The following is a 13,456-nucleotide window of genomic DNA, read 5'->3' on the forward strand; positions in this document are numbered from 1 at the left end:
AGTGAAACGCCTTTATTGAACTAGAAAAACTATGTTTCTATGTGTTTAAAAATAATAGCCACAGATTAAAAGATTAAAATGATTTTTTAAATCTATAATAATCCTTTAATCTGTGGCAGAAAAATATTGCGCGCCTTGCGATTGCCTTTGCGGACTTTTATTCCAATTCTAAAACAATTGCTGACTTTGGTTCTAAAGTAATTTCAGTAGCTAAATCAAATATTTTTCCTGTCAAAACATCTTTTCCTGATTTAAAGTTTTTGATGTTTTCTTTGAAACGATTTGTTTTGATAGTTTGCTCTTTTGCATTGTTATTGAAAACTACCATTACTACCTTTGCATCTGTATATCTGAAATAAACATAAGTGTTATTTTCCGGAATATAATGTGTCATTTTCCCGAAATGAACGGCTTCGTTTGTTTTTCTCCAAGTGAATAATTTTGATGTAAAACCGAAGAATTTAGCTTGTTCAGCCGTTCTTCCTTCTTTTGTAAAAGCGTTATTTTTATCGCCAATCCATCCACCTGGAAAATCCTGACGAATATCGGCATCGCCTTTGCTTTTGTCACCACCCATTCCAATTTCTGAGCCGTAATACAATTGCGGAATTCCGCGAACCGTAGCTAATAAAGTCATTGCCAGTTTGTATTTTGGAAGATCGTATTTAAACTTATCATTCATACGATCTGTGTCATGATTTTCGGCAAAAACCAAAATGTTATTCGTATTTGGATACAAATAATCCATTGCGAAATTATTGTAGAATTTAATCATTCCGTTGTCCCAGCTTGGTTCATTTTCATTGAAAGCCGAAGTAACCTGACTTTGAAGTGTAAAATCCATTACACTTGGTAAATTCGAATTGTAGTTTTCGATTGCACCAATTTTACTGTCTTTTTGCCAATATGCTAAATTCGCCTGATTGTGCATCCAGATTTCTCCAACAATATTAAAGTTTGGATATTCATTGGTAATTGCTTTTGCCCAATTTGCCATTGCAGTGGCGTCAGAATAGTTGTAAGTATCGACTCTAAATCCGTCAAGATTGGCGAATTCAATCCACCAAATGGCGTTTTGAGTTAGGTATTTTGCAACCAAAGGATTTCTTAAATTCAAATCCGGCATAGACGGCACAAACCAGCCATCGACACAAACTTCCTGATCTAATTTTGAGGCGTGAATATCTGTAATAACTTCACGGCGGTGATGTGTTTGTGTGAAGTTTTCGAATTGGTTGAACCATGTTTTGGTTGGAATATCGCTCATCATCCAGTGCGTGATTCCCCAGTGATTGGTTACGTAATCCATAACCAGTTTCATGTCTTTTTTATGCATTTCTGCAGAAAGTCGAGCGTAATCATCATTTGTTCCGTAACGCGGATCTATTTTGTAAACATCAGATTGTCCGTAAGTATGGTACGAATGCTGTTTGTCGTTGTCTTCGCATAAAGGCGTGCTCCAGATTGTTGTTGCGCCAAGAGACGAAATATAATCTAAGTTTTTAATAATTCCTTCGATATCGCCGCCGTGACGTCCGCTTGGATCCTGGCGGTTTCCTTTTTCGGTTAAAATGGCGTTGCTGTCATTTTTAGGATTTCCGTTTGCAAAACGATCCGGCATAATTAAGTAAATCATATCCGATGCATCGTAACTTTTTCTATCTGCGGAATTTGCTCTTCTTTCTTTAAGGGAATATTTCTGTGTAAAAGCAACTTTGTTTTTGGTTTTGAAAGAGAAAACCAATTCAGAAGCTTTTAGGTTTTGTGTATCGATGGTAACGAAAAGGTAATTTGGGTTTTCTGTTTTCTCTACATTTTTAATCACCACATTGTTTGAAACCGAAGTTTCGTATTGTGCGATATTTTTTCCGTAGAACATGATTTGTAGTTCCGGATTTTTCATTCCTGCGTACCAAAATGGTGGTTCAACTTTCTGGATTTGCGCTTTTGCGGAAGCAGAAAAAATCAAGATGAATAGAAAGATTTTATAAATAATATGGTTTGTTTGAATTCTCATAATTTATAGTTTTAGTTTCCTGCAAGGTTTTCCAAACCTTGTAGGTATGTTTGATAAGAGTTTAAACCTACAAGGTTTTAGAAACCTTGCAGGATTAATTATAGGAGTAATACCTAACAAGTTTTAAAAACCTGTTAGGAGAAAATATATCAGATTAAAAAAAAGACAAGCAATCTCGGGGAAAATTGCCTGTCTTTTAGAAAATTATTTGGTTTCAATAATACTTATTGCATAACCTCCGCCCGGAGCAGAAAGCTGCGATAATTTTGATTTGTTTGTTACAGCAATTTTCTTGATGGTATAAGCTTGCGGATTTGTTTTGTAATGCGCATCTTTTGCATCAGCATAAATTGTAGCCGTATATTTTTTACCTTTTTCAAGGAAACTGAAATCAATGTTTGATGTACGAGGCGTTTCTCCGTTTACGTTTCCTACGAACCAGTTGTTTGTTCCTTTTGCTTTACGGGCAACAGTGATATAATCTCCTGGTTCAGCTTCGATATATTTACTTTCTGACCAATCTACAGCCACATCTTTTATGAATTGGAATGCATCTGGAAAACGGTTATAATTATCAGGAGTATCAGCTGCCATTTGCAACGGGCTGTACATTGTAACGTATAAAGCCAATTGATTACAAATTGTACTATTTACATGCGACGTGTTTTCAGGATTCATTTTGCTGATATCCATTTCGAAGATTCCAGGCGTATAATCCATTGGTCCACCAATTAAACGTGTAAAAGGTAAAACGGTAACGTGGTTTGGTTTAGAACCTCCAAAAGCTTGGTATTCTGTTCCTCTTGCCGCTTCGTTTCCAATTAAGTTCGGGTATGTTCTGCAAATTCCGGTTGGGCGAACTGCTTCGTGAGCATTCACCATAATTTTATAATCAGCTGCTTTTTCAATTGCATATTGATAATGGTTTACAATCCATTGGTCGTAATGGTTTTCACCGCGAGGCAAAATATCTCCAACATATCCGCTTTTTACAGCATCATATCCGTTGTCTTTCATAAATTGGTATGCTTTATCGATGTGGCGCTCGTAGTTACGAACAGAACCTGAAGTTTCATGGTGCATGATAATTTTGATTCCTTTAGATTTTGCGTATTCGTGCAAACCTTTTACATCAAAATCAGGATAAGGCGTTACGAAATCAAAAACATAATCTTTTGAGTGACCAAACCAGTCTTCCCAACCTTCGTTCCAACCTTCAACCAAAACGGCATCGAAACCATTTGCAGCAGCAAAATCAATGTATTTTTTTACGTTTGCATTGTTTGCTCCGTGAGTTCCGCTTGGTTTTGCTTTAGAGAAATCAGAAACTCCCAATTGTACCGTTGGGAAATCATTTGTATATGACCAAGAACTTTTTCCTGTAATCATTTCCCACCAAACACCAACGTATTTTACGGGTTTAATCCAAGAAGTATCATCAATTTTTGATGGATCGTTTAGGTTTAAAGTCATTTTAGATGACAAGATTTCTGTAGCATTATCGCTTACCATAATCGTTCTCCAAGGTGAGTGACTTGGCGCTTGCATATATCCTTTATCACCTTTTGCATCTGGTGTTAACCAAGATTCGAAAATCATGTTTTTGTCATCAAGATTCAAGTGCATACAAGAATAGTTAATCAAAGCTGCTTCGTGCAAGTTGATGTAGATTCCGTCAGCAGTTTTTAACATCAAGGAAGTCTGAACTCCTGTTGGTGAAAAGTTTTTTTGCGAAACATTTGCCGTATATGCTTTTTGAGATAAACCTCTAATTTCAGATAATTTCGATTTTGTATAATCGTATTCCTGAGTATCATAATCTCCCGGAATCCAAAATGCTGTGTGGTCGCCCGCCATCGCAAATTGTGTTCTTTCTTCTTTAATTATGAAATAAGTAAGATTCTTTTGAGCTGGAAATTCATATCTAAATCCAAGTCCATCATCAAATAAACGGAAACGGATTACGATTTGTCTGTCAGTTCCTTTTTGATTTAAAGTAACAGCCAGTTCATTATAATGATTTCTGATATTGTCTACTTCTCCCCAAACCGGTTTCCAGGTTTCGTCAAAAGAGGATGTTTTTGTATCTGTAACTGTAAAATCATTCAATAAAGATTTTTTGTCATCTTTAAGTTCAAGACCTAATTTACTGGTTTTTACAACCTCTTTATTTTTGTATTTTAAATTGTAAGTTGGAGTTCCGTCGTTTTGAAGAGAAAATTCCATTACGAACTTGCCTTCGGGTGATTTTAATTGTTGCGCTTTTGCAATCGTGCTAAAAGCAAACAAGATTAAACTTGCGAAAAATAAGTTTTTCATGTTTTTTAAGTTTTAAGTGTATTCTAGTTTAATTTATTTGTACAAATTTACTTGCAATTGTAGGATTTCCGTTCACGACAATTGTTAAATCTTGATCTCCATCTACAGTAAAATTGGTTTCATTATGATTTACATCAACTTTTAAAATTTGATTTCTGAAATTAATTTTAAAAGAATAACCTTTCCATTCTTTTGGAATTTTTGGAGAAAAATGAAGCTGATCATTTTTAACTCTCATTCCGCCAAAACCTTCTACAATACTCATCCATGTTCCTGCCATTGAGGTAATGTGACAACCTTCTTCGACTTCTTTATTATAATCATCGAGATCAAGACGAGAAGTTCTTAAATAGAACGTGTACGCCATATCCATTTTATCTAAATGAGCAGCCTGAATCGAGTGTACACAAGGCGAAAGTGAACTTTCATGAACCGTAAATGACTCATAAAATTCGAAATTGCGTTTTAATTCTTCTTTAGAGAAATGATCTTCAAAGAAATAAAAACACTGTAAAACATCGGCTTGTTTAATGTAAGGCGAACGTAAAACACGATCCCAAGACCATTTCTGGTTTATTGGGCGTTGTGATTTATCCAAATCTTTTACCGGAACTAAATCTTTGTCTAAAAAGCCATCTTGTTGCAAATAAATCCCTAATTCTTTAGAAGTTGGAAAATACATATCATCAGCTACTTTTTTCCATTCCTGAATTTCAGAAGCTGCAAGGTTTGTTTTTTCTAAAATACGTTTGTGATCTGAAGGATATTCTGTTGCAACTTTTTTAATTTGTTCCGATGCATAATCAATACACCATTTTGCAATATAATTGGTGTAGAAATTATTGTTGATGTTATTTTCGTATTCGTTTGGACCTGTAACGCCAAGAATTACGTATTGATTTTTTTCTTTAGAGAAAGAAGCTCTTTGGTGCCAGAAACGCGCAATTCCAATTAAAACTTCCAGACCTTTTTCAGGAATATAAGAGTAATCTCCGGTGAAACGGTAGTAGTTATAAATCGCAAATGCAATTGCACCATTTCTATGGATTTCTTCGTGTGTGATTTCCCATTCGTTATGGCATTCTTCTCCATTCATGGTAACCATTGGATACAAAGCAGCGCCATTTTTGAAGCCTAAATTGTCTTTGGCATTTTCAATCGCTTTATCCAATTGATTGAAACGATATGTCAATAAGTTTCTAGCCACTTGCTGATCTTTTGTTGCCATATAAAACGGAATGCAATATGCTTCGGTATCCCAATACGTTGATCCGCCGTATTTTTCTCCGGTAAAACCTTTTGGTCCAATATTCAAACGAGAATCTTTTCCTAAATAGGTTTGGTTTAATTGAAAGATATTAAAACGAATTCCTTGTTGTGCTTTTACATCGCCATCAATTGTAATATCTGACATTTCCCAGATTTTACTCCAGGCATCAATTTGATTTTGAAGCAATGTGTCATATCCTAAATTAGCGGCAGTTTTAATCACTTTTTCGGCTGCAGCCAAAGTGTTTTCGTGATTTAAAGAAACAGTATATCCACCAATTTTCTGAATTGATGAGGTTTGCCCTTTAGCAATAATAGTTCCGTAAGTAAACTGAACTTTATCTGCACTTGAATCGATTGTTGAAGGTGAAATATTTACATTTTCTCCGTTTGCAAAAATTGTATTGTGCATGAAAGTCGTAACTTTAAAATGCGTTTTAAAAGTTTGCGCGGTTACAAAAGCTTCACTATTTGATTTTTTTACTTCAAGTGGTTCCCAGAATTTTTCTTCCCAGTTTGCATCTTCGTTCGTAACTCCGGCATCAATATAAGGTTTGTAAACAATTTTAGCGTCTTTGTTTAAAGGCGTGATTTCATATTTGATAATTCCGGCTTCATCCAAATCCAAAGAAAGAAAACGACGGATGTTTACCGCGATTTCAGTTCCGTTTTTTAATGTTGCTTCAAAGGAACGATTGTACCAGCCTTCTTTCATATTCAATTCTCTGCGGAAATTTCTAACTTCGGTACAATTGTTTAAGTCTAAGTTTTCTTCGTTGATTTCAATGTCAATTCCAATCCAGTTTGGAGCATTTAATACTTTCGCAAAATATTTTGGATATCCATTTTTCCACCAGCCCACTTTTGTTTTGTCCGGATAATAAATTCCTGCGATATAACTTCCTTGAAAAGTCTCGCCTGAATAGGTTTCTTCAAAATTGGCGCGTTGTCCCATAGCACCGTTCCCGATACTAAAGAGACTTTCAGACGATTTGACTCTTTCTACGTCAAATCCTTCTTCTATGATGGACCAATTGTCTGGTTTTATATAATCTTGATTCATTTTTTAAATTAGATAATTGGGCAATTAGAGAATGTGTCAATTAGAGAATGTGCCAATTTGATAATTACTTGTCTTTGGCTGCTTCTAAATTTATTCCATCCTTAATTGCTTGTTGTTTTACTATTTTACTTTTTAATTGATGATTTGTATTTTTAAATTAGTTAATGAGATAATTAGTCAATGAGATAATTCAAGATTGCGCAAATTATCTAATTATCAAATTGGCACATTGCCACATTTTAAATTAGACAATTAGAAAATTAGTCAATTAGATAATTCAAGTTTGGAGAATTATCTAATTATCAAATTGACATATTGCCACATTCTTCACTAACCAATTAGTTTCTCGATAAACGTTGACTCGATCTCTGTGAAATCTTTAAAAATATAATCAGCTTCATGTAAAATTGTTTCCTCACCAATTCCTACACTTACCATTTCTGCTATGTTTGCCGCTTGAATTCCGGCAACTGAATCTTCAAATACAATTGAGTTTTTTGGGTCAATATGGAGTAATTGAGCCGCTTTCAGGAAAACTTCCGGATCTGGTTTGGCATTGGTAACGTCATTTCCGTCAACAATAACATCGAAATACGAAAGGATTCCAGTTTTTTCAAGGATTGGTCGGGCATTTTTACTCGCTGAACCCAACGCAATTCCTTGGTTTTTTTCTTTTAATAGTTGAAGCGTTTTAAAAACTCCCGGAAGAATCTCGGTTTCGTCCATGTCAACTAAATAAGATAAGTAATCTTCATTTTTTTGAATCAGCCATTTGTCTTTGTCTTCCTGCGAAGCCTGAACATTTCCTAATTCAAGAATTATATCTAACGAACGCACGCGGCTTACTCCTTTTAGTAATTCGTTGTTTTCGAGTGTAAAATTTATATTTAATGCTTTTGCAATTTTCTGCCAGGCTAAAAAGTGGTATTTAGCGGTATCGACAATTACGCCATCAAGGTCGAATATGAATGCTTTTTTGCTCATTATATTAGAAATTGTTCTTTTATTATTTTTGAATAGTGTCGTCTACATCTTTTACTTTATAGACTAAAAGAGCTGCGATTAAAAAACTAACTCCACTTGTAATTAAGGCATAAATTGCGTCGCCATTGTAGAGGTATTTTACAATTGGACCGCCAATAAGTGCATTTACAATTTGTGGAATAACTACGAAAAAGTTAAATATTCCCATATATACGCCCATCTTTTTTGGAGCAATTGATCCCGCAAGAATTGCGTATGGCATAGCCAAAATACTTGCCCAGGCAACTCCAATTAAAATCATAGGCAATACAACCCAATCTTCATTTGGCATAAAGTAAATGGATATTAATCCGATTCCTCCAATAATTAATGAAAGTGCGTGAGTTGATTTTCTTCCGATTTTTTTAGCGATGTAGGGCAAAAAAAACAGTGCGATAATAGCAGAAACTAAATTGTAAACTCCAAATAAAATTCCAACCCAATCTCCGGCATCTTGATATTGCTGGCTGGAAGTGTCGTTTAATGGTAAACCGTAAATATGATGTGCTATTGCGGGCGTTGTAAAAACCCACATTCCGAATAATCCGAACCACGAGAAAAATTGTACCCAACTTAGCTGACGCATTGTTGTTGGCATTTTTGCAAAGTCTGTAAAAATGTCTGTAAGTTTTGATTTTTCTTCAGAAGGAACATCGACTTCGCTTTGAGGATCTTCAAAATTGGCTAATTCTTCGGGAGTATATTCTTTTGTTGTAAACAATGTTACCAAAATTGAACCTATTAAAACGGCTGCTCCAATGATAAATGATAATTTCAGATTTAAAGGAATACTTCCGGGATCGGCGTTGTTTGAAATGTGAAAATATTTCGTTAAAACATACGGCAATGCTGAACCAATTACTGCTCCAAAACCAATTAATGAAGTTTGAATACTGAATCCGGCAGTACGCTGATCTGTTCTTAAATTATCACCAACAAGTGCGCGAAAAGGTTCCATGGCAATGTTGAAAGAAGCATCCATGATCATTAACATTCCGGCTCCAACCCATAAAGCGGGTAAAACAGAAATAAAAATTTTAGCTTGCGGCATTAAAATTAATCCAACTGAAGCTAAAATCGCACCAACAAGAAAAAACGGCTTTCTTCGTCCGAATCGTCCCCAGGTTCTATCGCTATAATGACCAATAATTGGCTGCACTATTAATCCCATTAAAGGAGCAATAATCCAAAACCATGATAGTTCATGTACGTCGGCACCAAAAATTTGAAGAATTCTGCTGGCATTTGCATTCTGAAGTGCAAACCCCATTTGTATTCCTAAGAAACCGAAACTCATGTTCCAAATTTCCCAGAAACTTAATTTACGCTTTTCCATTATCGTAATTAAAAAATTAATTAGACGATAAGCGCTATGCTTATCAAAACTTACTGTTTTTTTCGAAGTAAAAGTAAAAGCCTTGACGGGCGTAAAAGTATTAATTATTTTTAGATATATGCTAACAAAAAAGCCATAAATATTAATTATGGCTTTAGAATGTGTTGATTTTAAGAAAATTAGTCAGTAGATTCTCTTTTTATCAAATGTGTTTCTATAACTTCTGTGGTGTAATTTTCGTTTTCTTCATCGTCATCTTCATGTTCGGCTTCGAGTCTTTCGATGAGCATTTTAGCTGCTTTATTTCCCATTTTTTCACCACTTTGGCTTACGGTTGTAATACTTGGCGTTGAATATTTAGAGATGATTCCGTCTGTAAATGCAATTACTGCCAGATCTTCGGGAACTTTAAGTCCCATTTTGCTGGCTGTTTTTATAATTGTTACGGCAAAAAGCTCGTTTACAGCAAAAACAGCATCAAATGCTCTGTCGTGCAAAAGCTGACTAATGGTGATTTCGCAAGTGTCTACGTCTTCAATTTTAATGATTAAATCTTCGTTAAAAGGTAATCCGTTGTCAAGAAGCGCTTTTTCGTAACCGTCTGTTCGTAGTTTTCCAACACTTACATAATCAACGGTTGTTACAAGAGCGATCTTTTTTCTTCCATTATCAATTAAACTCTGAACGGCTTCGTAAGCTGCGGCTTTATCATCAATAATAACTTTGTCGCACAAAATATCGTTTGTTACGCGGTCGAACATTACAACGGGCATTCCTTGATTTATAACTTCTGTAATATGGTGAAAATCACCTTTATATTGGGTTTCTTTAGAAAGTGACATGATAAATCCATCGATGCTTCCGTTGGCTAACATTTCCATATTTAAGACTTCTTTATCAAAAGAATCATCAGATAAACAGATAACAACGCTGTAACCATTTTCGTTTGCAACCTGCTCAATTCCATTGATTACGGTTGAGAAAAAATAATGTACAATTTCCGGAATGATAATACCAATACTTTTGGTTTTTCGGTTTTTTAAGCTAAGGGCAATATTGTTTGGTTTATAGTTGTAAAACTTTGCAAAAGCCTGCACTTTCAGGCGTGTTTCTTCTCCTATTTCAAGGCTGTTTCTAAGTGATTTTGAGACAGTTGAAATAGAGACATCAAGCTCTCTTGCGATCTGTTTTAAGGTTATTTTTCGTTTCATGCTAATTTTTGAAAAAAATCTAATTAATAATAAAGGTATGTGAAATTTTGATAATTGATAATTTTTGACTTAAAAGATTACAAAATATAGAAAGTTTTCAACACTACCACGTTTTCGTAACTTATTAAAAATTGCAAAACGTTGGTCATGTTAATAAATTCATAATTTTGAAATTCGAAGTAAAATTAAAAACTTAACTAACAATCACAAACTCAAACTAATTTAAACAAAAAGTATGAAAACAATTTACAAAAAGTTGTTATTTTTATTCCTGCTGTTACCGTTTACTGTACTAGCTCAAAGTACTTTAAAAGGAACTGTTGCAGATCTTGCAACGGGACAACCAATCCCGGGAGTAAATGTAAATGTACAAGGTGCTCCGGGCGGAACATCAACAGATTTTGACGGTAAATTTCAGTTATCTAATTTAAAAAATGGAGACAAAATTACGGTTTCATTTATTGGATATAAAACGTCAACTGTAACTTTTAACGGACAACAAACATTAAGTGTTTCGCTGGAAGAAGATACGAATCAACTTAAAGAAGTTGTGGTACAAGTAGGTTACGGTACTGTTAAGAAAAAGGATGCTACCGGATCTGTTTCACAAATTTCTTCTAAAGAATTTAATAAAGGAATTAACGTAACTCCTGAGTCTTTAATTAGCGGTCGTATTTCGGGTGTTAATGTAACGGGCGGTGGTGCTCCGGGAGCAAAAGCAGATATTAGAATTCGTGGCGGTTCATCTTTAAATGCTTCTAATGAGCCTTTAATCGTTTTAGACGGATTGCCTTTAAGCAATGCGGTTCCTAGTGGGGCAACGAGTATTTTATCTACAATTGATCCTAATGATATTGAATCTTTTACGGTTCTTAAAGATGCTTCTGCTGCTGCAATCTACGGATCGAGAGCTGCAAATGGTGTAATTGTTATTACAACAAAAAAAGGAGCTAAAGGTGGTGTAAAAGTTAATTTCAGTTCTCAGGTTGGTATTAATACTGTGGCAAATACTGTTGATGTAATGAGTGCAGACCAATTTCGTGAATTGGTAAACACTAAAGGTACTCCGGCTCAGCAAGCTTTATTGGGTAATGCAAATACAAACTGGCAAGATGAAATTTTTCATACTGCATTAACAACAAACAATAATATCTCTATAAGTGGTGCTTTGTTTGATAAATTACCGGTAAGATTATCTGTTGGTAATGTTGATAATCCTGGAATCCTAAGAAACACTTCTTTTGAAAGAACTACGACATCGTTATCGTTAAATCCGGTTTTATTTGATAATCACTTAAAAATTGATATTAGCGGAAACTTATCTTTCGGTAAAAACCAATTTCAGGATGAAGGTGCGGTTATCGGAAGTGCTATTGGATTTGATCCTACGCAGCCTGTTTATCAAGCTGGTTCTCGTTATGGAGGTTATTTTGAATGGTTAGAGCCTACTGGGAATTTACCATTATTGCCTGCGAGAAACCCTGTTGCAAGATTAAATCAGGATAACAGAAGAGCTACTTCTACCAGAAAATGGGGTAATATTAGATTAGATTATAAACTGCATTTCTTTGAAGATTTAAGAGCTGTTGTAGAAGCTGGTATTGATAGATTTGACAGTAGCGGATATACTGAAGTAAGTACTCAAAGTGCTTTAGGATATCAGCCAAAACCGTTTAACGGACCGGATTATGTAAACTTAGGAAACTATAACAGTTATACAGATGCGCTTCAAAACAAAAACTTAAATGCTTATTTTAATTATACTAAAGATTTAGGAAAACTTAAAATTGATGCAACTGCGGGTTATAACTACCAATTGTTTCAAAAAGAAAAATATTCATCAGGAGAGGTTAGACAGCCAAATCCTAATTCAGATGTTGCTACAGATCCGGATGTTAATTTACAATCGTTCTTCGGACGTTTGAATTTAGGTTTTGACAGCAGATATTTATTGACTTTAAATTACAGAAGAGACGGAACTTCTCGTTTTTCTGAAGATAACAGATGGGGTAATTTTGGTGGGGCTGCTTTTGCATGGAATATGTCTGAAGAAGCTTTCTTAAAAGGAAATGCAACTGTTTCGACTTTAAAATTAAGAGTTGGTTACGGTACAACAGGACAACAGGATATCTCTGCTCAATATGACTATTTACGAAGAGTTACTTTAGGAACAATTAATTCGCAATATATTTTTGGTAATACAATTTATTCTACGGCAAGACCTGAAGGATATAATGAAAATATCAAATGGGAAGAATTGGCTGAAACTAATGTTGGTATCGATTACGGATTTTTCAACGATAGAATTACGGGAACGATTAACTATTTTGATAAAAAATCAACTGATTTATTAGCAGATATTGCGGTTCCTGATGGTGCAAATTTAAGAAATCAAGGTTTCTTTAATATTGGTAGTGTAAGAACAAAAGGACTTGAATTTAGTATTGCGTCTGATATTGTTAAAAATGATAATTTAACATGGAATGTGGCTTTCAATACGACTTATATCGATCAAAATATTTCTGAGTTAGGAATCACGGTTCCCGGTTTTCAGGGTTATTTGACCGGAGATAATATCTCGGGTGGAAATGGAAATAAAATCCTTATTAACTCTGTAGGATATGCGCCGAATTCATTTTTTGTATTCGAACAATTATACGATGCTAACAAAAGACCAATTGCAGGAGCTTATGTAGATAGAAATGCAGATGGAAAAATTGATGCGGGCGACCGTTACAGAGCAGGTAAGACCGCACCGGATTATACTTTTGGTTTATTCTCAACTTTAAACTATAAAAAGTTTGATTTTACAATGAATTGGAGAGCAAGTGTAGGAAATAAGATTTTTGATAACGTAAGTTCAAACTTAGGTTATTCTGATGCTGGTTTGAGAAGACAAACAGATTTGTCGAACGTAAGTTCAGATTACTTTAATACTGGTTTTACTTTTGAAGATAACGGAACACAACGTTACTTGTCTGATTATTTTATAAAAGATGCTTCGTTTATCAAATTAGATAACGTTACGCTTGGATATACTTTTGATAAAACGATCATTAAAGCAGCTTCTTTACGATTTACAGCTGGTGTTCAAAATGTTTTCATTCTTACGAAATACGATGGTTTAGATCCTGAGAAATTCAACGGAATTGATAATAATGTATACCCAAGAGCAAGAACATTCTTGTTTGGAGTAAATGCCAATTTCTAATAGTAGA

General features: G+C 34.7%; 7 protein-coding genes. 1 reads left to right on the plus strand and 6 read right to left on the minus strand.

All coding sequences use genetic code 11. The annotated features are described in order from the left end of the window. Positions 1 to 157: 157 nt before the first annotated feature. The 6 genes from OLM54_RS18375 to OLM54_RS18400 form a co-directional block, all read right to left on the minus strand. Complete coding sequence (locus OLM54_RS18375) at positions 158 to 2,017, minus strand: glycoside hydrolase family 13 protein (RefSeq protein WP_264536005.1); 1,860 nt, start codon at positions 2,015 to 2,017, stop codon at positions 158 to 160. A 204-nt stretch (positions 2,018 to 2,221) separates the two neighbouring features. Continuing rightward, entirely contained in the window at positions 2,222 to 4,336 is a 2,115-nt protein-coding gene (locus OLM54_RS18380; RefSeq protein ID WP_264536006.1) for a glycoside hydrolase family 97 protein, read from the minus strand. A gap of 28 nt (positions 4,337 to 4,364) precedes the next feature. Further along, positions 4,365 to 6,668: a glycoside hydrolase family 65 protein gene (locus OLM54_RS18385; RefSeq protein ID WP_264536007.1), complete on the minus strand. Its 2,304-nt coding sequence runs from the start codon at positions 6,666 to 6,668 to the stop codon at positions 4,365 to 4,367. Between the two features lie 330 nt (positions 6,669 to 6,998). Further along, a complete protein-coding gene (gene pgmB, locus OLM54_RS18390; protein WP_264536008.1) occupies positions 6,999 to 7,652 on the minus strand; it encodes a beta-phosphoglucomutase in 654 nt (217 codons plus the stop codon). A 22-nt stretch (positions 7,653 to 7,674) separates the two neighbouring features. Then, a complete protein-coding gene (locus OLM54_RS18395) occupies positions 7,675 to 9,027 on the minus strand; it encodes an MFS transporter (protein WP_264536009.1) in 1,353 nt (450 codons plus the stop codon). Positions 9,028 to 9,206: 179 nt separating this feature from the next. After that, entirely contained in the window at positions 9,207 to 10,238 is a 1,032-nt protein-coding gene (locus tag OLM54_RS18400; RefSeq protein ID WP_264536010.1) for a LacI family DNA-binding transcriptional regulator, read from the minus strand. Positions 10,239 to 10,473: 235 nt separating this feature from the next. Here OLM54_RS18400 and OLM54_RS18405 point away from each other — a divergent pair, with 235 nt between their 5' ends. Beyond that, the gene (locus OLM54_RS18405) at positions 10,474 to 13,449 is read left to right on the plus strand and encodes a SusC/RagA family TonB-linked outer membrane protein (RefSeq protein ID WP_264536011.1); all 2,976 of its coding nucleotides are present in this window, start codon (positions 10,474 to 10,476) and stop codon (positions 13,447 to 13,449) included. Positions 13,450 to 13,456 lie beyond the last annotated feature (7 nt).

The sequence above is a fragment of the Flavobacterium sp. N1736 genome (assembly GCF_025947065.1).
Classification (GTDB): Bacteria; Bacteroidota; Bacteroidia; order Flavobacteriales; family Flavobacteriaceae; genus Flavobacterium.

Excerpts from the sequence above, each read along its gene's own strand:
- OLM54_RS18375 (WP_264536005.1), bottom strand. The coding sequence starts at position 2,017 with ATGAGAATTCAAACAAACCATATTATTTATAAAATCTTTCTATTCATC.
- OLM54_RS18380 (WP_264536006.1), bottom strand. The coding sequence starts at position 4,336 with ATGAAAAACTTATTTTTCGCAAGTTTAATCTTGTTTGCTTTTAGCACG.
- OLM54_RS18385 (WP_264536007.1), bottom strand. The coding sequence starts at position 6,668 with ATGAATCAAGATTATATAAAACCAGACAATTGGTCCATCATAGAAGAA.
- pgmB (WP_264536008.1), bottom strand. The coding sequence starts at position 7,652 with ATGAGCAAAAAAGCATTCATATTCGACCTTGATGGCGTAATTGTCGAT.
- OLM54_RS18395 (WP_264536009.1), bottom strand. The coding sequence starts at position 9,027 with ATGGAAAAGCGTAAATTAAGTTTCTGGGAAATTTGGAACATGAGTTTC.
- OLM54_RS18400 (WP_264536010.1), bottom strand. The coding sequence starts at position 10,238 with ATGAAACGAAAAATAACCTTAAAACAGATCGCAAGAGAGCTTGATGTC.
- OLM54_RS18405 (WP_264536011.1), top strand. The coding sequence starts at position 10,474 with ATGAAAACAATTTACAAAAAGTTGTTATTTTTATTCCTGCTGTTACCG.